This window comes from Corallococcus sp. AB011P, from assembly GCF_003611605.1.
In the GTDB taxonomy this organism is placed as follows: domain Bacteria; phylum Myxococcota; class Myxococcia; order Myxococcales; family Myxococcaceae; genus Corallococcus; species Corallococcus coralloides.
The window spans coordinates 525,071-546,939 of record NZ_RAVX01000001.1; the positions used below are offsets into that span (position 1 = coordinate 525,071).

22 protein-coding genes are annotated in these 21,869 nt (G+C 71.0%); 11 read left to right on the plus strand and 11 right to left on the minus strand.

The window, feature by feature from the left end; genetic code table 11:
* Positions 1–18: 18 nt before the first annotated feature.
* Positions 19–735: an NIPSNAP family protein gene (locus tag D7X30_RS02290; protein ID WP_120561167.1), complete on the minus strand. Its 717-nt coding sequence runs from the start codon at positions 733–735 to the stop codon at positions 19–21.
* A gap of 91 nt (positions 736–826) precedes the next feature.
* Here D7X30_RS02290 and D7X30_RS02295 point away from each other — a divergent pair, with 91 nt between their 5' ends.
* From D7X30_RS02295 to D7X30_RS02315, 4 genes are all read left to right on the plus strand, one after another.
* Entirely contained in the window at positions 827–2,383 is a 1,557-nt protein-coding gene (locus D7X30_RS02295; RefSeq protein ID WP_120561168.1) for a PLP-dependent aminotransferase family protein, read from the plus strand.
* A 185-nt stretch (positions 2,384–2,568) separates the two neighbouring features.
* The gene (locus D7X30_RS02305; protein WP_120561169.1) at positions 2,569–3,144 is read left to right on the plus strand and encodes a hypothetical protein; all 576 of its coding nucleotides are present in this window, start codon (positions 2,569–2,571) and stop codon (positions 3,142–3,144) included.
* Positions 3,117–4,202, plus strand: a complete 1,086-nt coding sequence (locus D7X30_RS02310; protein ID WP_120561170.1) for an MBL fold metallo-hydrolase — start codon at positions 3,117–3,119, stop codon at positions 4,200–4,202. The genes D7X30_RS02305 and D7X30_RS02310 overlap by 28 nt, the downstream gene beginning before the upstream one ends.
* Complete coding sequence (locus tag D7X30_RS02315) at positions 4,189–5,091, plus strand: hypothetical protein (protein WP_147443071.1); 903 nt, start codon at positions 4,189–4,191, stop codon at positions 5,089–5,091. Before D7X30_RS02310 ends, D7X30_RS02315 begins: the two co-directional genes overlap by 14 nt.
* Here D7X30_RS02315 and D7X30_RS02320 read toward each other — a convergent pair.
* The 4 genes from D7X30_RS02320 to D7X30_RS02335 form a co-directional block, all read right to left on the minus strand.
* Positions 5,088–5,606 (minus strand): Uma2 family endonuclease, encoded by a 519-nt coding sequence (locus D7X30_RS02320; protein WP_304984665.1) that lies wholly within the window; start codon positions 5,604–5,606, stop codon positions 5,088–5,090. The genes D7X30_RS02315 and D7X30_RS02320 overlap by 4 nt on opposite strands.
* Before the next feature lie 121 nt (positions 5,607–5,727).
* Positions 5,728–6,309: a Uma2 family endonuclease gene (locus D7X30_RS02325; protein ID WP_120561173.1), complete on the minus strand. Its 582-nt coding sequence runs from the start codon at positions 6,307–6,309 to the stop codon at positions 5,728–5,730.
* A gap of 51 nt (positions 6,310–6,360) precedes the next feature.
* Positions 6,361–7,401, minus strand: coding sequence for a class I SAM-dependent methyltransferase (locus D7X30_RS02330; protein ID WP_120561174.1), 1,041 nt, complete (start codon positions 7,399–7,401; stop codon positions 6,361–6,363).
* Between the two features lie 43 nt (positions 7,402–7,444).
* Complete coding sequence (locus tag D7X30_RS02335) at positions 7,445–7,777, minus strand: MXAN_6627.5 family MYXO-CTERM protein (RefSeq protein WP_120561175.1); 333 nt, start codon at positions 7,775–7,777, stop codon at positions 7,445–7,447.
* Positions 7,778–7,902: 125 nt separating this feature from the next.
* Between D7X30_RS02335 and D7X30_RS02340 the strand changes: the two genes are divergently transcribed.
* Positions 7,903–9,225, plus strand: a complete 1,323-nt coding sequence (locus D7X30_RS02340) for a response regulator (protein WP_120561176.1) — start codon at positions 7,903–7,905, stop codon at positions 9,223–9,225.
* 49 nt (positions 9,226–9,274) lie between these two features.
* Here D7X30_RS02340 and D7X30_RS02345 read toward each other — a convergent pair whose 3' ends face one another.
* Positions 9,275–9,916: a hypothetical protein gene (locus tag D7X30_RS02345; protein WP_120561177.1), complete on the minus strand. Its 642-nt coding sequence runs from the start codon at positions 9,914–9,916 to the stop codon at positions 9,275–9,277.
* A 57-nt stretch (positions 9,917–9,973) separates the two neighbouring features.
* On the opposite strand from D7X30_RS02345, the gene D7X30_RS02350 reads away from it, so the two are divergent.
* The 4 genes from D7X30_RS02350 to D7X30_RS02365 all read left to right on the plus strand — a co-directional run bounded on the left by D7X30_RS02350 (position 9,974) and on the right by D7X30_RS02365 (position 12,429).
* Positions 9,974–10,471, plus strand: a complete 498-nt coding sequence (locus D7X30_RS02350; RefSeq protein WP_120561178.1) for a hypothetical protein — start codon at positions 9,974–9,976, stop codon at positions 10,469–10,471.
* Positions 10,472–10,530: 59 nt separating this feature from the next.
* A complete protein-coding gene (gene bcp, locus D7X30_RS02355) occupies positions 10,531–11,169 on the plus strand; it encodes a thioredoxin-dependent thiol peroxidase (RefSeq protein ID WP_120561179.1) in 639 nt (212 codons plus the stop codon).
* A gap of 230 nt (positions 11,170–11,399) precedes the next feature.
* The gene (locus D7X30_RS02360) at positions 11,400–11,921 is read left to right on the plus strand and encodes a hypothetical protein (RefSeq protein ID WP_147443072.1); all 522 of its coding nucleotides are present in this window, start codon (positions 11,400–11,402) and stop codon (positions 11,919–11,921) included.
* Between the two features lie 136 nt (positions 11,922–12,057).
* A complete protein-coding gene (locus D7X30_RS02365) occupies positions 12,058–12,429 on the plus strand; it encodes a hypothetical protein (RefSeq protein ID WP_147443073.1) in 372 nt (123 codons plus the stop codon).
* Here D7X30_RS02365 and nagZ read toward each other — a convergent pair.
* The 4 genes from nagZ to D7X30_RS02385 form a co-directional block, all read right to left on the minus strand.
* On the minus strand, positions 12,426–13,490 hold the full coding sequence (nagZ, locus tag D7X30_RS02370) for a beta-N-acetylhexosaminidase (RefSeq protein ID WP_370051370.1): 1,065 nt from the start codon (positions 13,488–13,490) through the stop codon (positions 12,426–12,428). The two genes, D7X30_RS02365 and nagZ, sit on opposite strands and share 4 nt — an antisense overlap.
* Before the next feature lie 726 nt (positions 13,491–14,216).
* Entirely contained in the window at positions 14,217–16,316 is a 2,100-nt protein-coding gene (locus tag D7X30_RS02375; protein ID WP_120561183.1) for a BatA domain-containing protein, read from the minus strand.
* Complete coding sequence (locus D7X30_RS02380; RefSeq protein ID WP_120561184.1) at positions 16,313–17,194, minus strand: DUF58 domain-containing protein; 882 nt, start codon at positions 17,192–17,194, stop codon at positions 16,313–16,315. Before D7X30_RS02380 ends, D7X30_RS02375 begins: the two co-directional genes overlap by 4 nt.
* A 12-nt stretch (positions 17,195–17,206) precedes the next feature.
* Positions 17,207–18,235, minus strand: coding sequence for a MoxR family ATPase (locus D7X30_RS02385; protein WP_120561185.1), 1,029 nt, complete (start codon positions 18,233–18,235; stop codon positions 17,207–17,209).
* Between the two features lie 377 nt (positions 18,236–18,612).
* Between D7X30_RS02385 and D7X30_RS02390 the strand changes: the two genes are divergently transcribed.
* Positions 18,613–19,893: a hypothetical protein gene (locus D7X30_RS02390; protein ID WP_120561186.1), complete on the plus strand. Its 1,281-nt coding sequence runs from the start codon at positions 18,613–18,615 to the stop codon at positions 19,891–19,893.
* A gap of 19 nt (positions 19,894–19,912) precedes the next feature.
* Here D7X30_RS02390 and D7X30_RS02395 read toward each other — a convergent pair whose 3' ends face one another.
* Positions 19,913–20,830 carry a LysR family transcriptional regulator gene (locus tag D7X30_RS02395; RefSeq protein ID WP_158619184.1) on the minus strand — a complete coding sequence of 306 codons (918 nt, stop codon included), beginning with the start codon at positions 20,828–20,830 and terminating at the stop codon, positions 19,913–19,915.
* A 67-nt stretch (positions 20,831–20,897) separates the two neighbouring features.
* Here D7X30_RS02395 and D7X30_RS02405 point away from each other — a divergent pair, with 67 nt between their 5' ends.
* The gene (locus D7X30_RS02405; protein ID WP_158619185.1) at positions 20,898–21,860 is read left to right on the plus strand and encodes an NAD(P)-dependent alcohol dehydrogenase; all 963 of its coding nucleotides are present in this window, start codon (positions 20,898–20,900) and stop codon (positions 21,858–21,860) included.
* The last annotated feature ends 9 nt before the right edge of the window (positions 21,861–21,869 follow it).

The window sequence follows — 21,869 nt, forward strand, 5'->3', positions numbered from 1 at the left end:
GTCCTTTCGGGGAAATGGTCAGCGCAGCTCGGAGCGCGCGGTGGGGGCCAGCGTCAGGTGTTCGAGTGGCGCGCTCAGCCACGGTTGGAGCGGCTCCGCCCAGCCCTTCGCAGCGGCTCTGCGTCGAAGGTGCTCGGCATCCGGGAACACGGTGAGCCAGGCGAAGACGTGCTCTCTCGTGCGCACGGGCAGGGCAGGGAAGGTGTTCTCCGCGGGCTCGGTCTGGAACAGGGCTTTCGGCGTGGCGCCCAGTTCCATGAGCACCGGGCGCACGTGCTGTTCGAAGCAGGCGGTGAGGGCTTCATCGGCGGGAGCCCTCAGGTAGCAGACCGTCACCTCCACCCGGGAGTCGGGACGTGTGTCCGCGTCTGTCGGCGGTCGGGGCGTGCCTGGATGCACGAGGCCCGTGTCCGACCGCACTGGTCGCAGGAGGAGGACGTTGTCGGAGTCCTGCATGGTCACGTTCGCGGCGTTGCGGTGCTCCTTCCACACCGGACCGCCGTAGAACGCACTCAGCGCTTCGCGCCGTGAGGCCATGTCGCGGAAGCCTCGCAGCCACACGAACCGGTCCGGACGGTCCTCGTCGCGGAACTGACCGACGACGTGCATGCCGGTGGCTTCCTGCGACTCGATGAAGGCCCGTTCGAAGAGCGAGATGAGCACGTCCCGCTGACCGGGATGCAGCGTGTACTGGCGCAGCTCGAGGACCGAGCAGCAGGGTGGCTGGGACGGCATGGGGGCTTCCGGGGTGCGGGTGCGGAGACCATCCTTGTCAGGAAACTGGTAGGGTTATGAAGACCACTTCCGCCAGGACTGGCCATACCAGTTGAAGACCTCCAACGGCGTCGCGTCCTCGCTCCTCCTGCGGCTCGACTCGCGGAGTCACACGCCGCTCCATGAGCAGCTCTTCGAAGGCATCCGTGCGCGCATCCTCGCGGGAGCGCTGGCACCCGGGCTGCGGCTTCCCTCTTCCCGTCAGCTCGCCACCGAGCTGGACGTGGCCCGCAGCACCGTGCTCCAGGCGCTGGACGCGCTCACGGCGGAGGGCTACCTCGTGGCCCAAGCGGGTTCCTGCACGCGCGTCGCGCCCGAGCTGCCCATCCTCTCCGGAGACCGGAGCCGCGAACCGGGGCGCCCTGCTGCCGCACGTGCGTCAAGCTCCGGGGAACGGGGGCCTCGGCTTGCTGCCTCCGCACGGGCGCTGAAGCCCACACCTGTCGGTGCTCCGCGCCTCGGAGCCGCGCCTCGTGCGTTCCGGCCCGGAGTGCCCGCGCTGGACCTGTTCCCCACCGCGCTCTGGGCTCGCACAGTGTCTCGCGTCCATGCTCGCGCGAGCACGGGGTTGCTCGACGGGGGGGACCCTTCGGGCCATGCGCCGCTGCGCGAAGCCATCGCGACCCATGTGTCCGTGTCGCGGGGCGTGCGCTGCTCCCCGGCGCAGGTCTTCATCACGGCGGGCACCCAGCAGGCCTTCGATGAAGTGCTCCGGCTCGCGCTGAACCGTGGGGACTCCGTCTGGGTGGAGGACCCTGGCTATCCCGGCGCCCGTCGCGCCGTGCTCGCCGCCGGAGGACGTCCGGTGCCCATCCCCGTGGATGGGGACGGACTCGATGTGGGGGCGGGCCTGGCTCGCGCGCCTCGGGCCCGGGTCGCGCTGGTGGCTCCTTCGCACCAATACCCGCTGGGCGTCACGCTGAGCCTGGCGCGGCGGATGGCGCTGCTTCGGTGGGCCGAACGCACCCGCTCGTTGATCATCGAGGACGATTACGACAGCGAGTTCCGGCACCGCGGCCGTCCCCTCACCGCGCTCCAGGGACTCGATGACGCCGGCTGCGTGGTCTACGTGGGCACGTTCAGCAAGTCGATGTTCCCCGGCCTGCGCCTGGGCTTCCTCGTCGTGCCGCCTTCGCTCGTGGACATCTTCTCCGCCGCACGCGCCGCATCGCCCGCGCCCGCCTCCACGCTGGAGCAGGCCGCGCTCGCCAGGTTCCTCGCGGAGGGCCACTTCGCCCGTCACCTGCGCCGCATGCGCGCGGCCTATCGGGAGCGCGGTGAGGCCCTGCTTGATGCGCTGGTCGCTGAAGGCTCGGGTGTCCTGGCGCCACGTCCGTGTGACACAGGCATGCAGTTGTGCGCGTCCCTTGCTGCGCCGCTGTCCGACCTGCGCGTCCGCGACGAGGCGGCGCGTCTGGGCGTGGAGGTCGCCGCCCTGTCCGATTACTTCCTCGGCAGGCGAAGGGACGCAGGCCTCGTATTCGGCTTCGGTGGCGTGCGCCCGGACGACATGCGCACCGGGACACGAGCCCTGGCCCGGGCAATCGAAGCCGCGCGCCGCCGCGACCTCCGCACCTCCCCACCGCACCCGAGAGGACTTCCCCGATGAGCGACTCCCTCCCCGTGAAGCCCTGACCCACGAGATGGGTCCGGACGGCGAGCAGTGGAAGGACAGCACCGAGAAGGGGTGGTCCAAGATGCTGGGTGCGCTGGACACGTGGCTGGTGTGGGCCCCGGCCACCGTCCAGTCGCCCTGACATCCCTTCCCGGGCGCGGGCCGTCTACGATGGCGCCATGACCTGGCGTTCCCTCTTCCTCTCGCTGGTGCTGCTGTCCGCATGCGGGCAGCGGCGCAGCGACCCCGCCCGCGTGGCGGAGGACCTGATGCGCCCCGCGCCCATGGGAGCCTTCGCCGCGGGCACGCCTCCGGTCTCCACGGAGGACTGCACGGTGCGCACGGCGAAGCAGTGCTTCGACCAGGCGCTCACGCTGCTGGCCACGAACGCGCAGGGCCCGGAGCGGCTGCGCGCGTTGTCGCTGATGGGCAAGTCCTGTGACGGGCAGGTGAAGGACGCCTGCTCCTGGCTGTCCCAGCACGTGAAGGAGCCCCGGCGCGTGCGCGGCGGCCCACCGGACGACCCCGTGTTCCAGGAGGCCTTCGAGCACTGGCGCGAAGGCCGCAAGCACCACGTGCGCGTGACGTGCCGGCTGGTGCAGGGCGGCGTGCCCCAGCAATGCGAGGTGCGGGAAGCGACGCTGCCCCCGGACCTGCTGGCGCAGGCGCTCGCCAGCATCCAGGCTTCGCGCTACGTGCTGCCCACCCTCGACGGAGAGCCCTTCGAATGCGACTGGACCATCGTCATCAAGTGACGCGGCTGTGGCCCGTGCTGGCCCTGTCGCTGCTCACTGGCTGCTTCGCCGGCACCGTGCACCGGGGCCCGGTGACGGACCACTTCGACGGCGAGTCGTTCCAGAACATTGGCGACGCGCCGAAGCTGTCTCCGCTCACGCTGATAGCGGCCGTGATGGAGGAGAGGCGCGGCCCCTGGCGCGACTACGCGGAGGAGCCCGCCGGCCCGAAGCCGCCGGAGCGCGTGGGCCCGGGCGAGCTGCGCGTGACGTTCATCGGCCACGCCACGGTGCTGCTCCAGGCGGACGGGGTGAACGTGCTGACGGACCCCATCTATTCGGAGCGGGCGAGCCCCGTGTCCTTCGTGGGCCCCAAGCGCGTGAGGCCGCCGGGCATCCGCTTCGAGGACCTGCCGCCCATCGACATCGTGGTGGTGAGCCACAACCACTACGACCACATGGACCTGCCCACGCTGCGGCAACTGGAGGCCGCGCACCACCCGCTCTTCCTCGTGGGCCTGGGCAACCGCGAGCTGCTCATGGATGAGGGCTTCCAGCGCGTGGAGGAGCTGGACTGGTGGCAGTCCGCGAAGAGCGGTCCCCAGGCGTTGAAGGTGTGGGCTGTGCCCGCGCAGCACCGCTCGAACCGGGGACTGACGGACCAGGAGGAGACGCTGTGGGCGGGTTATGTGCTGGAGACGTCCGGAGGCCCGGTGCTCTTCGCGGGCGACACGGGGCTGGGGCCGCACTTCGACCGCATCGCGGAGCGCTTCGGGCCCATGCGCCTGTCGGTGCTGCCCATCGGCGCGTTCCGTCCGCGTGTCCTGCATGCGGTGCACATGGGGCCGGAGGACGCGCTGAAGGCGCACCACGTGCTGCGCTCGGGCACGTCCGTGGCGATGCACTACGGCACCTTCCCCATGGCGTGGGATGGCCAGGACGAAGCGAAGTACCTGCTGTTGCGGCTCTTGCTGAAGGAGGAGGTGCGGCCGCGCTTCTGGGCGCTCGGCTTCGGCGAGGGCCGGGACGTGCCGCCGCTGGCGCCGGCGAATGACGGGCGCGCCGATGCCGGACGCTGAAGGCGCGGTGCCGCCGGAGGTGGAGGCGAAGGAGAAGATGGACCGGGCGCGCGCGTGCATCCGCGCGGGGGAGCTGGAAGAGGCGATTCCGCTCTGTGACGAGGTGTACCGGCGCTTCACGTTGTCGAAGGTGCCGGCGCTCCAACTCCAGGTGGCTCGGGCGTTGGGGAACCGGGGCGCGGCCATCGCGGAGCAGGGGATGTTCAACGAAGCGCTGGTCCACTTCGACGAGGTGGAGCGCCGCTTCTGGAGCCCGCGCAGGCCGGAGCTCTGGGAGGGCGTCGCGTGGGGGATGCTGTACCGGGCCCGCGTGCTCCTGGAGATGGACCGGGAGGACATGAGCAGCAACTGGCTGGAGCGGATGCTGAGCCGCTTCAAGGCGTTCGCGCAGCGGCCCGACCTGCGCATCCCGGTGGAGATGGCGCGAACGGCGGTGGTCGCCGCGCACAACCAGGGGCTGCGCTTCGAGGAGGCGCTGAGCCAGTCCGAGGCGCTCCTGAAGGAGTACGACGGAAGCACCGAGCCGTTCCTGGTGGAGCAGACCGCGTCGGCGATGTTGGGGCGAGCCGTCGCGCTTCAGGGCCTGGGGCACGTGGACGAAGCGCTGGAAGCGTTCGACGAAGTGGACGTGCGCTACTGCGAGGACACGGACCCGAGGATGCGAGCCCTGGTCTCCACCGCGCTCATGGGAAGGGCGCTCGTGTTGCTCAGGGAGGAGTTCCTCCCGGAGGCCCTGGGCGCGCTCGACGCCATCCTCGAACACGCGGGCCCGAACCCGGGACGGCGTCTGCTGGAGCCCGTGAACTTCGCGAAGTTCCACCGCGAGGTCGTCGAGCGTGAGCTGCAACTCGAACGCGAGCGGGCCGCGCGCAGGCCGAAGCCGCGTTAGCCCGGAGGCGGAAGGGATTTCCAGAGCCAGCCCAGCCGCAGGTCCCGCTCTTCGAAGGGCGGGGCACGGATGAGGTCATCCTCCTCGCCGTAGACGCCCACCTCCACCCAGAGGCCATCCCGCAGCTCGCTCACGGTGAGCGTGCGCGCGTCCAGGTCCACGAACCACAGGTGCTTGATGCCGATGCGTGCGTAGAACGGCCGCTTGATGCGTGTGTCGTAGGCCCGCGTGGAAGGTGAAAGGATTTCACACGCCCAGTCAGGGACGTCCGTCCACTGCCCTTGGGGCATCAGGGGCACCCGTTCGCGCCGCCAGCCTGCGAGGTCGGGACTGAGTTCTGGAGAGCCGCCCACCCGGATGCCGGGCTCTGCCATCAGCCACCAACTGCCCGGCCCTTCACGGTTCAACTGGAATGCATCATCCAGCTCCCGGAGGAGCCTGTACTCGAAATGGCCATGCGCGGCGAGCGGCCGCGCATGCGTGTACATCGTCCCATCGATGATCTCGCCTACCACGCCCTCGGGCAGAGCTTCGATGTCAGCGAAGGTCGCAGGACCATCGAGTGGTTTCGCGCCATAGGCCATGCCCGAAGTGTGGGGTTGGCAGCACGGTCTGACAAGCAGGCCGGGCGGGCGCTCAGGACGCATCAGTAACCGGCCACCACTCGCCGAGCCGCAGCTCGATGGCGTCGAACGGTGCCGCGCGGATGATGTCGTCCTCGCCGTACACGCCCATCTCCACCCAGCGCCCATCGTGCAGCTCGCTCACGGTGAGTGTGCGCACCTCCAGGTCGATGAACCACAGGTGCTGGACGCCGATGCGCGCGTAGAACGGCCGTTTGATGCGCTGGTCATACGCCCGCGTTGACGGCGACAGGATTTCGCAGACCCAGTCTGGTGCGATCTTGCACCTTCCGCCGGGAAGCACGGGCACTCGCTCGCGCCTCCATCCTGCGAGGTCCGGACTGAACTCCGGCGCTCCCTCCACCTGGATGCCCGGCTCCACCAACACCCACCAACCGCCCGGGCCATTCTGGCCGCGCTGGAAGGGGCCTCGCAGCCCTTCAATCAGTGCACCCATCAGGTCCATATGCCCGGCCCGGGGCCGCGCATGCGTGTACAACGTTCCATCGATGATCTCGCCCACCACGCCCTCGGGCAGGGCCTCGATGTCCGCGAGGGTCGCCGGACCCCCGAGTGGTTTCGCGCCATAGGCCATGCCTGGAGTGTGGAGTTACCTCCACCGTCTGACAAGCAGGCGCCGGGACCGTCAGTCCGGCTGCGCGATGATCAACGTCTGCAATGGCAGATGCCGGATGGGCCGCGTGCTCTGTACCTTGAAACCCGCGTCATCCAGGAATCCCTCGACCTCCGCGGGCGTGTACGACGCCGCTCCGGACGTGAGGAAGTAGTGCAACCCGATGAGCGGCGCGGACGTCCCTTGCGTGTCCCGCTCCTCGCGCAGGTACTCCAGCACCGCCAGCGTTCCGCGGGACACCATGGCCCCGCGCACGCGCCGCAGGAGCGCCACGTTCTGCGCGGGCGTCAGGTGGTGCATCACCTGGAACAGCAGCGCGCCGTCATACGGCCCGCCCAGCTCCGCGTTCAGCACGTCCCCTTCCTTGTGTGTCACCCGGTGCGACAGCCCCGCCTGGGCGATGATGTCCCGCCCCACGCGCACGCTGCCCTCCAGGTCCACCACCGTGGCCTTCAGCCCCCGGTGCATCCGGCACAGCTCCGCCGCGTACCAGCCGTGCGCGCCGCCCAGGTCCAACAGGTGCCTCGCGCCTCGGGGCAGGGGAATGGCCGCCGCCACCTCCGGCGAGGCCAGCCGCGCCAACTGGTACATGGCCTGGATGTAGTCGCGCCAGCGCGGGTCGTCCGGAGCGAACTGGTGGATGTCCACCGACTGCCCGCTCTTCACCGCGGTCTCCAGCTGCCCCCACCAGTCCCACTGCGCGTAGTTGAACTCCAGGAATGCCGTGATGGCCTGCGGCGAGCGTGGGTCCAACCACCGCCGCGCCCGGGGCGCCAGCCGGAAGCGGCCCCGGCTCAGCTCCACCACCTCGCAGGCGATGAGCGCTTCCAGCAGCGCCCGCATGCCTTCCGTGCTCGTCTTGAGCCGCGCCGCCAGCGCCTCCGCCGTCGCCGCGCCGTCCGCCAGCGCCGCGTAGACGCCCAGCCTGGCCCCGGCCATCAGCGTCCGCGACGCCATCATCCCGAAGAAGGCGTGCGCCAGGGGCTGCGGCGCCAGGTTGAGGAAGTCCGCCACCCGCTCCAGGAGGTTGGTTGCCTTCAGGCCCAGCCGCATCGCGCGTCGCTCCTTGGAGTGGGGGGAGTGGGGCCTGCCGGGGCTACCGGCGGCGCCGCGAGCCTGCCACGGCGGCCACGCCCAGCACCATCAGCGCCGCTTGCGGGCCCAGCAGACAGCCCTGCGTCTCCGCCTGGCGGATGCCGGTGTACTTGCACTTGCCCGCGTTGCAGCTGAAGCGCGGCGCGCAGTCGCTGGTGCTGCGGCAGTCCGTGGGCACGCGGCCGGTGTTGTCGTCCCCTTCCGGCGAGTTCGGATCGTCCGGCTGACCCGCGTCCTGCTGCGGGCCCTCCTGCGCCAGGACCGCCATGGGGGAGAACAGGAGGAGCCCGGCCAGGAGCCCTGCCGGGGAGATGCGGGCGAGAAGGGAGGACATGAGGCGGGGGACACCCTAACGCTCCAGCGGGGCGCTTGCATCCATCGTCTGAAGCGGGCGGCCTTCCGGGGTTCCCTGGAAACGCTGGCCGCCCCGGCGTCCGAATCTGCTACGGTCCCCCCGCGATGGCGCCTCGAATCCTCGTCGTGGACGACAACCAGGAGCTCCTCTCCCTCCTCACGCAGCTGTTCGAGGACGCCGGGTATGAGGTGGTGGGCGCCAGCCGTGGCAAGCAGGCCATCGAGGCCGCCCGCGCCCAGCCCCCCGGCTGTGCTGTCTTGGACATCCTGTTGCCGGACATGATGGGCTACCACCTGGCGGACACGCTGCGGAAGGACAACCCCCAGCTGCCGCTGCTCTTCATCACCGGCGTCTTCAAGGGCGGCAAGCACGCCACCGAAGCGCGCCAGAAGTACCAGGCCGCCGGCTACTTCGAGAAACCCTTCGAAGCCCAGAAGCTGCTGGAAGCGGTGGCCAAGGTGCTGCCCGCGGAGAAGAAGGTCCCCGCCGCCTCCATGGCCGATGCCTTCGAGGTGGAGCTGGACATCGACGTGGAGGAGGAGGGCCCGCAGGACGCCATGGAGCTGACCGGCCGCATCAAGGTCACCGGCGGCGGCAACCTCACGGCCGAAATCCGCGGCGCCAACCTCACCGCCACGCCCATGCAGAAGGTGTCCACCACCCAGGTGCGGCCCCCCACGCCGGGCCGCCCGCCGGATCCGCTGCCGGTGGGCGCGGGCGCTCCGGGCAGCCGCCGGGGCGAGCTGAGGGACAACCTGCCCTCGCTGCTCACCGCCTTCTACCTGTCGCGCGAGACGGGCGAATTGGGCGTGCAGCGCGGCAAGGTGAAGAAGGTCGTCTACTTCGAGAACGGCACCCCGGTGTTCGCGCTCTCCAACCTGCTGGCGGACCGCTTCGGGCAGTTCCTGGTGCGCGTGGGGAAGATCAAACCCGAGCAGCTCCAGGACGCGTCCGCCGTCGCCGCGCAGAGCCACCGGCGCACCGGTGACGTGCTGGTGGAGCGCTCCCTGCTCAAGGACACCGAGCGGCTGTACTACGTGGGCCAGCAGGTGAAGGCCATCATCTACTCGGTCTTCTCCTGGGAGGAGGGCACGTACGTGATGAGCTTCAAGGAGAAGGCCTCCTCGGAGTCCATCAAGCTGGACGTGCACCCGGCGAACCTCATCGTCCGGGGCATCAAGAAGCTCTACAAGCCGGAGCGCCTGCGCCGCCTGCTCCAGCCCGAGGACCGGCTCATCCCCGCCGTCGCTCCCGCCTACGGCCTCAACGAGGTGGAGCTGGAGCGCTGGGAGGCGGAGCTGCTGCCGAAAATCGACGGCAACCGCGTGGTGGCGGAGCTGCTCGCGTTCGCCAACCGCCCGGAGCACGTCGTCTACGGCTTCCTGGTGTCGATGATGGCGCTGGGCATCCTGGACAAGCGCTCGTAGCGCTTCCGGTGCCGGAAAGCGGGCCTGGGGTGCTTCCGGGCCCGGCTCTTCAGACGAGCCGCGAGCCGATCCAGAACAGGCCCAGCGCGCCGGAGCCCAGCGCCACGCCGCGCTGGATCCACACGCTGATGCGCGCGTTGACCCGCGACAGGCCCTCCGCGAACAGCAGGCCCACCGCGCCCATGCCAATGAGGATGCCCAGCGCGAAGCCGGGCAGGTACGTCCACGCGGACAGGCTCATGCTGCCGCCCACCAGCAGCGGGGGCAGCGCGATGAGCAGCGACCGCACGCCGCTCACGGCCATGAAGGCACCGGCCGCGGTGCTCACGGTGTGCACGTGCTCGTGCGGCTCTCGGTCGTGACCGGGAAGGTGCGGGTGGCCGTGGTCCAGGCTGTGCGGGAAGAGCAGGGCGGTGACGGCCAGCGCCACCAACACCGCGCCGCCAAACACCTCCGCCCACCGCTCGAAGGTCTCCGACAGGCCCACGCCCGCGACGAGGCACACCGCCGCGATGCCGCCCAGCATGGCCGCGTGGCCCAGGGCGAAGCGCAGCGCCGTCATGATGGCGACGCGGCGACGGCCGCCGCCCAGGGTGCCGAGCGTGGCCATGGCGGCGCAGTGGTCCGGCCCCAGGGCGTGGAGCAGGCCTTGGGACAGGCCGAGCAGGAAGGCGAGCAGGATGGGAGCCACGACGGCGCACCCTAGCCGTGGTTTAACCCTGTGGCCAGCAGGAGGACGTCCCACACCATGCGCATTGCCCATCCCCGAACTTCCGCCGCGCTGCTGCTCGCGGGTCTGCTCGCGCTGTCGGGCTGCTCCACCGACCCCGGTCCGGAGCAGCTGAAGAAGGCCGAGGATCGCTACCAGGAGCTGATCAACCAGAAGCTCCCTGCCCAGGACCCGGCGTGGACGGAGGTCGCCGCCCAGTTCGAGGCCGTCCCCAAGGACTCCAAGGCCCGCCCGGAGGCCGACAAGCGCCTGGCCGCGCTGAAGGCCGCGCAGGAGAAGGTTCCGCCGCGCCCCCTGGCCCGGCCCGGTGCGACGGGGCGCGGGGCCAGCGACGTGGAGGCCAAGCGCGCCGCGTGTGAATCGCTCGCGAAGAAGATGGGCGAGGCCCGCACGGACGCGACGCGCAACATGCTGCGCAAGGTGCTGGAGGGCTGCCAGGTGGACCTGGTCAAGCTGGAGGCCCACGACCACCCGCCGGGCGAAGAGGTCCATCCGCCGGGCGAAGGCGCGCGCTGAAGTCCCTGGCGCACGCGTGGAGTTGAGAAGCCCCCGGGGTCTGGGTATGGAGCCGACGCATGCCCATGCCCCAATCAGGTGACAAGGCCCCCGGCTTCTCTCTCCCCGACCAGAGCGGCGCCACCGTCTCCCTCTCGCAGTTCAAGGGGCGGCACGTCGTCCTCTACTTCTATCCGAAGGACGCGACCCCCGGCTGCACCACGGAGGCGTGCGACTTCCGCGACGAGCACTCCGCGCTGGTGAAGGCCGGCGCGGTGGTGCTGGGCGTGTCGCCGGACAGCGTCGCGTCCCACCAGAAGTTCGCCACGAAACAGGGGCTGCCGTTCTCGCTCCTGGCGGATCCGGACCACGCGCTGGCGGACGCGTACGGCGTGTGGGGGGAGAAGTCCCTCTATGGCCGCAAGTTCATGGGCCTCATCCGCGCGACCTTCCTCATTGGCCCGGACGCAAAGGTCGTCCGCGTGTGGCCCAAGGTGAAGGTGGCCGGCCACGTCGCGGAGGTCCTGGCCACGCTCCAGGGCGGGTCGTCCTCCGACGCGGCTCCACCCCCCAGGAAGGCTCTGGCGAAGGCTCCGGCGAAGGCTCCGGCGGCGAAGAAGGCCTCCGCGGCGGAGGCGAAGCTGGCGACTGTCAAGAAACCGGCGGCGAAGAAGGCTCCTGCGGCGAAGGGCGCGGCCCGGAAGGGCGCTCGCGCCTGAAGTGGGGCGGGCGCCGGTGCACTCCTGGCGGGACAGGGAGGCCGGGACCGTGTATTCCTGCGCCCCGTGGCTGGCTCCTCTCTTCCCGAGCGGGGCCGGCCGTTCACGATGAAGCCCTGTCGGCCCTTGGGTCGGACAGCGGGCGGCCGGCAGGGCCTGCCCTCGGGTGGATGCCCGGTGGTGGGCGAGAACGGCATGACCATTCCTGGGGAATGGCGGAGACGATGAACATGCGCGAGCGAGGCATTCAGCGGTGGATGGGGGCGGCGGCGCTGGCGGCGGGCGTGCTCTTGGGCACGGCCTGTGGCGGGCTGCCCGAGACGGGCGGCAAGCAGCCGGACGAGTCGCGGGGCAATGCCTTCGCGCAGCGTGGGACGCAGCCGGAGGCCGTCTACAACGTGGCCGAGCAGCAGGGGCATGAGAACCCCGCTGACGCGCACCACGGTGACGCGGCCGCGAAGCTGCCTCCCCACGTGCTGACGGTGGACCGGGGCTACAACTCCACCATCGAGAAGATCGGCTCCAGCATCGACCCGCGCACGCCGGCCAAGGCGGGCAAGTCCAACAACTCCAAGTGGGATGACGCGGGCGGCATGATGGCGCACCGCTACGGCGTGCTCGGCGGGGCGACCTATTCGCCCGCGGCCGAGGGGCTGGGCGGCTGGAGCATCTCCACCGCGAACGAGCTCACGCGCGGCTTCGAGGCGCCCTACTCCTACGTCAGCCCGCCCGTCTACCTGCACGACCGGTAGTTGGACGGAAGTCCCAGGGCGCCCGCCGGCCAGCGTGCCAGCGGGCGTCCGTGCTCCGGCCCCGCCACTCCCGGTGGGGCGCCGGGGTGGCCACTCCTTCTGTCGAGGCCATGACGGCTTCTGGAGGGAGCAGGCCATGCACTCACGAAGACTTCATCACTGGACGCTGGTGGCGGTGTGCGCCGCGACGGCCGCGCTGGTCGGCCCCGGCTGCAACCGTGACAAGCCCACGATGCCGCGCGCGGGGAGCCGCTACGAGGGTGTCGCCAACACGCAGCAACCCGCGCCGCCGGGAACGGGTGGTTCTGGCGCCACAACGCCCACGGACGCGAAGGGGTCACCGCTGAAGCCGCAGCCCGCCGGGGCCCAGGGCCTGCAAAACCAGATTGGCGCGCCCGGCTTCACCACGCCGCAGGAGCCGGTGCCTGGAGACCGGGGCGGGGCCCTCCGCTTCCAGGGCCCCATGGGCCAGGGCTCCGAGCTGGGCTCCAGGCACGCCACCCACTAACGCAACGCGAGCATGACCTCCGTGGGGTCCTTGCCGGTGAACGCACTGGCGAGGCCCTCGGCCAGCGCGCGGTGCTCCGCGTCGCCCAGCGTGGCGAGCCGGTCCTCGGCGGGATGCGCGAAGCGGGCGGCGAGCGCGTCCAGGCGCCGGTGCGCTTCGGTGATGCGCTCGCGCGGGACGCGGCCGGACTCCACCGCCTTCACCAGCGCTTCGATGGCGGTGCGCTGCACGTCCGCCTTGTGGCACACGAGGAACAGGTCCACGCCCGCGAGCGTGCCCTGCACCGCGGCCTCCGCCACGGAGTAGTGGTCCGCGATGGCCTTCATCTCCAGGTCGTCGCTGACGACCACGCCGTCGAAGCCCAGCTCCTTGCGCAGCAGGTCGTGCAGCGCGCGGTGGCTCATGGTCGCCGGCACGCCCTGCTCCAGCGCGTCGAACAGCACGTGCGCGGTCATCAGCGACGCGAGCCCCGCCTTCGCGAAGGCCTGGAACGGCACCAGCTCCACGCGGCGCAGTCGCTCCAGGTCGTGCGGCAGCTTCGGCAGGGTGAGGTGACTGTCCGTCGTCGTGTCGCCGTGGCCGGGGAAGTGCTTCCCGCAGGACGCCACGCCGCCGGCCTCCAGTCCCTTCGCGAGCGCCACGCCCAGCCGGCCCACCTCCACCGGGTCGCGGCTGAAGCTGCGGTCGCCAATCACGGGGTTGGCCGGGTTGGTGTCCACGTCGAGCACGGGCGCGAAGTCCCAGTCGAAGCCCACGGCGCGCAGTTCGTGCGCGAGCAGCCGGCCCACGCGCTCGGCCAGGGCTTCGTCGCCGCGCTGTCCCAGCTCACGCATGGGAGGCAGGGCGGTGAAGGGCTCACCGCGAAGGCGCGCCACCCGGCCGCCCTCCTGGTCCACGGAGAGGATGAAGGGCCGACCCGCGCGCGTCTTGATTTCACGGCACAGCGCCGCGGTCTCCGCCGCGGTGCCCACGTTGCGCTTGAAGAGGATGGCGCCGTAGATGCCGTCATCCATCAGCGCCGCGAGGTCGGCGTCGATGCGGGTGCCAGGGAAGCCCACCATGAAGAGGCGGGCGCAGTCGCGATAGAGGGCGGAAGCAGGGCTCACGGCCGCGCAGTGTGGCAGAGCCCGCCGCCCATGGGGCACTGCGAGCGCATCCCGAGCGTCGGCTGCCTGTCAGGGCACGGGCCGGGCCGGCCCTCAAGCTTCCGGGCTGGGCCCCCCCGCCAGCGGCGCCCCGTACAAACCTGTCCGACAGTCGGACAGGTTTTGGAAGACCGAGGCCGGCAGGGGCGCTGGCCCAGCCGGGCGGAGAAAACCTGTCGGACAGTCGGACAGCTCTGGAGGACCGTGACCGGGATTGCTCCCGCCGCAGCCGGGCGGCGGAAACTGGTCGGACAGTCGGACAGGTCTTGAGGAAGCGTGGCGGAGAAGGGGCTCCCGCCGCAGCCGGGCTGCGGAAACTTGTCCGACAGTCGGACAGGTTTCGAGGAAGCGTGGCCGAGAAAGGGCTCCGGTTCAGCCGGGCGGCGGAAACTGGTCGGACAGTCGGACAGGTTTTGAGGAAGCGTGGCCGGGAAGGGGCTCCGGTTCAGCCGGGCTGCGGAAACCTGTCGGACAGTCGGACAGGTCTTGAGGAAGCGTGGCCGGGAAGGGGCTCCGGTTCAGCCGGGCCATGGAAACCTGTCGGACAGGGTGGAAGAGCGTGGTTGAGGGCCGTTCGCTCCGAGCGGTGGAGACCTGTCCGACTGTCGGACAGGTTTTGGAGCAGCGTGGCTGGGGGCGGAGCTACTTCCGGAGCAGGGTGCCCTCGAAGAAGAACGCCAGGCACGCGGCCAGGATGAGCCACGTCCACAGCGGCACGGCGGGCTTGTCCGCGTCCCCCGTGGAGGCCTTCACCGTGTCCTCGCCGAAGTAGGCCGTCAGCGTGTCCTGCGGCACGCGCGTCAGGTCGCTCTCCGCCGGGTCCAGCGTGGCGGCGAAGTCCAGCGCGGCCACGGGCTTTCCGTCCGCGCCCAGCACCGCGTGCACGCCCGGCTCCACCGTGGGGCCCGCCACGAACGAACCGTCCGGCTGTGCCTTCACCGGCAGCTCGCTGCCATCCGGCGCGCGCACGCCCGCCACCTTCTGCGTTCCCTCCGGGCGCAGCGTCACAGTCTCACCCACGCGCACGCGCACCTCCTCGCGCTCCTCCAACGAGCCCGTGAGGTACGCGGCGAAGCGCTGCATCAGCGGCAGGAAGCTCGTGCGGATGGCGAAGTCGCTCCAGTCGCGGTCCACCGTGCTGGTGAACAGCGCCACGCGCCCCTTGCCCCGGCGCGCCACCGCCACCGCGGGTGCCCCGTCCTCGTACGTGGCCAGCACCTGACTGGTGCCCGGCGCGGACGGGCTGTCCGCCTCCAGCAGCATGTACTTGTAGAAGCGCGCCCCGATGAGCCCCTCCTCCGCGCGGCCCGTGAAGGGCGCGAACAGCGGATGGTCCACCTTCACCTGCGCCAGCTTCGCCGTCTTCGTCTCCGCGTCCGGGTCCTCGCGCTCGGCGCTCGTGCGCACCAGGCGCAGGGGGCGCGGCAAGAGCGTGCCCAGCCGTGAGTTGTACGCCTCCGGGTTCACGTGGTCGCCCACGCTCACGAAGAGGCCGCCGCCGTTCTCCACGAAGGCCGCCAGCTTCCGTGCTTCCTCCTCGGACGGCGCCGTCGTGTTGAGCAGCAGCACCAGGTCGTACGCGCTGAAGTCCTCGCGCAGCCCCACCTCCGCGTCGCGCACCGCCACGTCCACCGGCGAGCCCGGCGACGTGAGCGCCGCGTCCACGAAGAAGGCCTCGTCCCGGTAGCGCGTCGCGTGCGGCGAGCCGTTCACCACCAGCGCCTTCAGCCCACGCGGCACCGGCAGCACGAAGGACCGCCGGTCGTCCTCCGCCAGCGCGTCCGGCGCGAGCGTCACCTGGCCCACCACCGTGCCGCCCTGCGGGAAGCGCACCGTCAGCGTCTTCTGCGTCGTGCCACCCGCGGGCACGTCCACGAAGCCCTTGGCTAGCGTGGACTCGCCCACGCGCACCGCGGCCTCCAGGTCCTTGGCCGGCGTCGCGCCGAAGTTTCGCACCGTGAAGGTGAACTGGTACGCGCGCGGCCCCGCCTGCAGCGCGGGCTCCACCCGCAGGTCCACCAGCGCGTGGTTGTCCAGCGACTCGCGTCCGGACGCCACGTCGCGCAGCACGACCTCCGGCTTCACCATCGTGCCCGTGGGCCCCTTCACCGTGGGCGGCGGCGCTTCCAACCGGAAGCCGGAGACCGTCATGTCGGAGACCACCACCAGGCGCTTGCCCGGCATCGGGTTCTCCTCCAGCGACCGCGCGGCCATGTCCAGGCATCGCGACAGGTCCGCCGTGCCGTAGGTGGGCTTCGCCTCGTCCACCAGCGCGCGCAGCCGCGCCCGGTCGAAGCCCGGCGGCGGGGGCGCTTCCGGCGACGCCGTGCACACCATCACCGTGGCGGGCTCCTCCGGCAGCAGGTCCTTGAGCGCGTCGCGCGCCTCGTCACGGCCCTTCTCGAAGTTCGACGTGCCGTCCGACCAGCGCATGGACAGCGATGCGTCCAGGATGACCGCCGTGGCCGCCGGGCCGCGCGTCACCGTGGCAGCCTGCGCGTCGCGGGTAAACTCCGGCCGCGCCAGCGCGATGGGAATCGCCAGCAGGATGAGCGTGCGCAGCGCGTACAGGAGCAGCCGCTTCAGCTTGAGCCGGCTCGCCGTGCGTTTCTGGCTGCGCAGCACGAACGCGAGCGGCCCGAACGGATGCGCCCGCGGCCGGCGCCGGTCGAACAGGTGCACCAGCACGGGGATGAGCGCACCCAGCGCGCCCAGCAGGAACCACGGGTTGCCGAACGTCACCGGCGCCTCCCTCGGCGTCCAAGGAAGCGCAGCAGCACTTCATCCAGCCGCTCGTCCGTGCGCACCAGCTCGTAGTCCACGTCCGCCTCGGCGCACTTCGCCTTCACGTCCGCGAGGAACGCGCCGAACTCCTCCAGGTAGCTCTGCTTGATTTCGCGCGGGTTCACCTCGATGCGGCCCTCGCCCTCCATGTCCAGGAAGAGCGTGGGGTCGTCGAAGGGGAACGTCAGCTCCGCGGGGTCCACCAGGTGGAACACCGCCACGTCGTTCTTGCGCTGCCGCAAGGCCAGGATGCGCTTGAGCGCCTCCTGCCGTTCATCCAGCAGGTCCGACAGCACGATGACCGTGGAGCGCCGGGGCAGCACCTCCGCGAGGTGATCCGCCGCGCTGCCCAGGTCCGTGGGGCCCTTGGCTTCCGTGTGCTCCAGCGCGTCCAGCAGCACGTTGAGGTGGCCGGCGGAGGCGCGGGGCGGCACGTCCTTGAACGCGCCGCCCACCATGACGGCCAGGCCCGCGGCGTCCTGCTGGCGCACGAGCAGGTAGCTGAGCGCGCCCGCGAGCGTCTTGGCCACCTCCAGCTTGGACATCGCGCCGCTCTGGTAGCCCATGGACGCGGACGCATCCACGACCATCACCGAGCGCAGGTTCGTCTCATGTTCGAAGCGCTTGACGTAGTACTTGTCGAACTTGCCGTAGGCCTTCCAGTCCAGGTGGCGCAGCTCGTCGCCGGGGGCGTACTCCTTGTGCTCGGCGAACTCCACGCTCTGGCCCTGATGGGGGCTCTTGTGGAGGCCGGACAGCACGCCCTCCATCACGGCGCGGGCGCGCAGCTTCACGCCCTGGAGGCGGGACAGCGTCTGGGCGTCGAGCAGCGCCATGGGTGGACGCGCCTAGCCCTTCACCACCGTGAGGAGCTGGTCGATGAGCTTCACGGACGTGATGCCTTCGCTCTCCGCGGTGAAGTTGGGCAGCACGCGGTGGCGCAGCACGGGCCTCGCCAGCGCCCGCACGTCCTCCACCGTGGCCACGAAGCGGCCGTTGAGGATGGCGCGCGCCTTGGCCGCGAGCACCAGGTACTGGCTCGCGCGGGGACCCGCGCCCCAGGACACGTTCTTCGCCACGAAGTCCGGCGCGCCCGCTTCCTTGGGACGCGTGTGGCGCACCAGCTCCACCGCGTAGCGCACCACGTGGTCCGGCACCGGCACGCGGCGCACCAGCTCCTGGAGGGCGAGGATGCGCTCGGGGGACAGAATCTTCTCCAGCTTCGGCGGCGCGCCGGCGGTGGTGCTCTTGACGATCTGCACCTCCTCTTCGGCGGTGGGGTAGCCCACGTCCACCAGGAACATGAAGCGGTCCAGCTGCGCTTCCGGGAGGGGATAGGTGCCCTCCTGCTCGATGGGGTTCTGCGTCGCGAAGACGAGGAAGGGCAGCTCCAGCGGGTACGTGCGGCCACCGGCGGTGATGCGGTACTCCTGCATGGCCTGGAGGAGCGCGGCCTGCGTCTTGGGCGGCGTGCGGTTCACCTCGTCCGCGAGGATGATGTTCGCGAACAGCGGCCCCTGCATGAAGCGGAAGGAGCGGCGGCCCGTGGTCTTGTCCTCTTCCAGGATGTCCGTGCCCGTGATGTCCGACGGCATCAGGTCCGGCGTGAACTGGATGCGGTTGAAGGATAGGTTGAGCACGTCCGCCAGCGTGGAGATGAGCAGCGTCTTCGCCAGGCCCGGCACGCCCACGAAGAGGCAGTGGCCGCGGCTGAAGAGCGAAATCAGCAGGTGCTCCACCACGTCCCGCTGGCCGACAACGCGCTTTTCAATCTGCTCGACGATGGCGTTGCGGGCCTGGGCAAGCTCCTCGACGGCGCGCAGGTCCTCGGGGGTGGCGTCGGACGGGGGGAGAGGGGCGGGGGCGGCGCTTTCCATGGAAGGGTTCTCTTAATCGGCGCGGAGGGGGCGGACCAACGGTTTCCGTCGCCCTGGGGCCCCGAGCGTGGGGTGCCAACCGTTCCAGGGGGCCGGTATTCCTCCGGGGAGGGCTACGGGTCCGCCCGGCCCCGCGCCTGTCCCCGTGCCTGCCCCCCGGCCTGTTTCGATACCCCCTGGACGGGGGGAATGCCGGACCGTGGACACACTGCTTACGTTCCCAAGGCACCTGCGATGGAGCAGGGCAGGCATGGGAGCACGGCATGCGTTCAGCACGGCGAGTCATCTGGGGCGGGTGGGCACTTCTGGGCGCGGGACTCCTCGGGCTGGGAAGCACTGCATGTGGTGGTGGTGCTCCGGCGGACGAAACTGGGGATGTGACTGGCGGTACGGAAGCCCAGGGGACGCTCCCCGCGCCGGCCCCGGAGACGGCTGCTCCCTCGCCTGGGACCCAGGCACCCACGCAGGCGCCCTCCGCGGAGACTCCGGCGCCCGCGGCCCCGGCGGCGAGCCCCTGGTCGCTCACGCAGGGCGGTCCCCAGGACGACACGGGCGCGGGGCTGGCGGTGGGGCGGGGCGGGGATGTGCTGTGGGTGACGTCCGGCACGCCGCGCTCGGACGAGGACCGGGACCAGGTGGACGGTGAGCGGCTGGTGCTGACGCTGTCCCGTTATTCGGCGGACGGGACGAAGCAGTGGGCGAAGGAGTTCGAGCGCAACCGCCTGTCGGACCTGCGCGTGGCGGGCTCCACGGGGAGTGACGGCGCGGTGTTCCTGTCCGGCAACGCGTTCCTGTACTCGGCGGACTTCGGGCTGGGCGAGGCGCAGGACGGCTTCCTGGTGAAGTTCACGCAGGCAGGCGAGCCCGAGTGGCAGCGCCGCGTGGGCCAGAAGGTCTACGCGGTGGCGGCGGACGCGGCGGGCGGAGTGGTGGCCCTGGGCGAGGAGTGGACGCCAGAGGCCCACACGCCCCAGTTGGTGCGCTACGCGGCGGACGGCACGGTGCGCTGGACGAAGACGTTCGACGGCGCGCAGGAGGGCACGCTGCTGTCGGCGGTGGCGCTGTCGGGGACGGGCACGTCGGTGGTGGCCGGGCGGCTGGTGGGCCCGGTGACGGTGGACGGGCGCACGTTCGACGCGCGGGGCACGGGCGGCTTCGTGGTGCTGGCGTTCGGCGCGGACGGAGCGCTGGCGTGGGGCCGCGAGGTGCCGGGAGTGAACGGGCGCGTGGGCTCCGTGTCGGTGGGCGCGGACGGCACGGTGGCGGTGGCCGGCGAGGCGGTGGGCCTGCTGGTGTGGAACGGCGTGGCGCTGGATGAGGGCGGCCCGTTCGTGCTGACGGCGACGGCGGACGGGAAGGAGCGCTGGGTGAAGCAGCCCACGTGCGGCGCGACGTCGGTGGGCACGGTGGCGGCGGTGGAGCCCGCGGGCCCGGTGGCCACGGCGTGCGGCAATACGGTGACGCGCTACGCTGCGGACGGCGCGCTCCTGGGCACGAAGTCGCTGGCGCCGGAGTCGTGCGAGAGCGGCACTTGCTCGCTGGCGGCGACCACGCTGGTCGCGGCGCCGGAGTCCGGGCTGGTGGTGTCCGGCTGGCAGCGCGACGGCGCGGGGAACACCTGGAACCAGGATGCGTTCCTGCGGCTCGTGACCCCCTGAGCCTGACGGAGCCGTGGGCCTACGCGGTCGCCAGGCCCACGGCGCGTACAGCGTCATGAACGAGGCCGCGGACCCATGCGTGCTTCGGGTCGCCCTCGTTCCCAAGATGCCAGGCCAGGAGCATCTCGAGGGGAGGCATCGGGACAGGCAGTGGCCGAAGCGCGAGCCCAAGTGCCTTCGCGTGCGAGGTGGCGAAGCTGCGCGGAAGGACGGCGAGCCGGTCCGAGCCTAGGACGAGCGGCAGTGCCAGGGAGAACGTGGTCACCACACGCGTCACTCGACGTGAGAACCCCTCCTTCTCCAGGAGCACGTCGATGCCGCCGCGGCGCGACTGCGCGAGTGGGGCCACCAGGACGTGCTCCCACTCGGTGAACCGTTTCAGGGTCATGCGCCCGGTGGCGAGGGGATGCGCCCCGCGCATGACGCAGACGAAGTCGTCGACGAACAGGCGCTGCGAGCGCAGGTCCCGCTCCTTCGCGATCTCCGGGACGATGGCGATCCCGCCGTGCTCACGCAGGAACGCCCCCAGGTCCGGTGTCTGGGTCCGGAGCGTGAGCAGGGCCCCGGGAGCACGTGCCGCGAGGAGACGGTCGAGCGTCGGCAGAAGCAGCTCCGCGACGCGGTCCGACGTCGTCACGTAGATGTCCCAGGTCGCGGTCGCCGGGTCGAAGGGACGCCCCTGGTCGAACAGCCGCCCGGCCGCCAGCATCACCTCCCTGGCGGGCGCGCGAAGCGCCTCGGCCCGCTGCGTTCGCACGAGCGACCTTCCGTTGCGGACCAGGAGCGGGTCGTCGAAGTCGACGCGCAGCCGGTGCAGGGCATTGCTCGCCGCCGCGGGCGTGATTCCCAGCTTCTTCGCCGCACGCGTGACGTGAGCCTCTTCGAGGAGGTGGTGGAGCGCGCGAATGTGGTTCAGGTCGAAGGCCGAGAGTTTCACGGCATGAACAATAGGCCTTCCAACCATCAAGTTCCGCGAATTCATGCAGCCCCGTAGCTTGAGGGCCATGAACGCACTCACCTACAGCCGCTTCGGCGGTCCCGAACTCCTGCAACACACCCAGCAGCCGGCGCCCCGCGTCCGCGCCCACCACCTGCTCATCCGCGTCCGAGCCGTCTCGGTGAATCCCATCGATGGGAAGATCCGGCGTGGCGAGCTGCGGTTGCTCAGCGGTGCCCGCTTCCCGAAGTCAACCGGCTCGGACTTCGCCGGTGTCGTCGAGGAGGTGGGTGCGGGCGTCAGCGGCTTCTCCGTCGGAGACCGCGTGTTCGGCTTCCCCGGAAGCATGCGCGAGGGAACGCTCGCCGAACTCATCACGGTCGCGGCGACATCCGTCGCCAGGGTTCCGCCAGGGCTCGACGACGTCGGGGCCGCGGCGGTCTCGATGGTGGGGCTCGCGGCGCTCCAGGCATTGCGTGACGTCGCGCGTGTCGCTCCCGGCGAGCGCGTCCTTGTCAACGGCGCGACGGGAGGTGTGGGGCTGATGTTGATCCAGCTTGCCCGGGCGCGTGGTGCGCACGTCACCGCCGTCACCTCCGCCGCCGGTCTGGCCGCGGCACGGCAGTACGGCGCCGAGGTGGTCCACGATTATCGCGCCCGGCCGCTCTCGAAGCTCGGTGCGCGTTTCGACGTCGTCTTCGACCTGAGCACGAAGCTGTCCTTCGCCGAGGCGCGTGGCCTCCTCACGCCTCGCGGCAGGCACGTGGGGTTCGAGCCATCCCCCCTGTCACTCATGGCCTCCGCCCTGCTCGGCCCTTTCCGTCGCCAGAAGCAGCTGGTGCTCGTCACCAAACCGTCCGCGAGGGACCTCGCGGAGCTCGCGGGGAAGTTCCAGGCCGGGGAGCTCCTCCCGCCGCCCGTGGAGGTGTTCGAGCTGCCCGACGCTCGAAGCGCGTTCGAGCGGTCCGAACGAGGGGGCGTCATCGGCAAGGTCGTCATCCGCGCGGCCCCCGCTCCCACGTCGCCTTGAAGGCCCGTC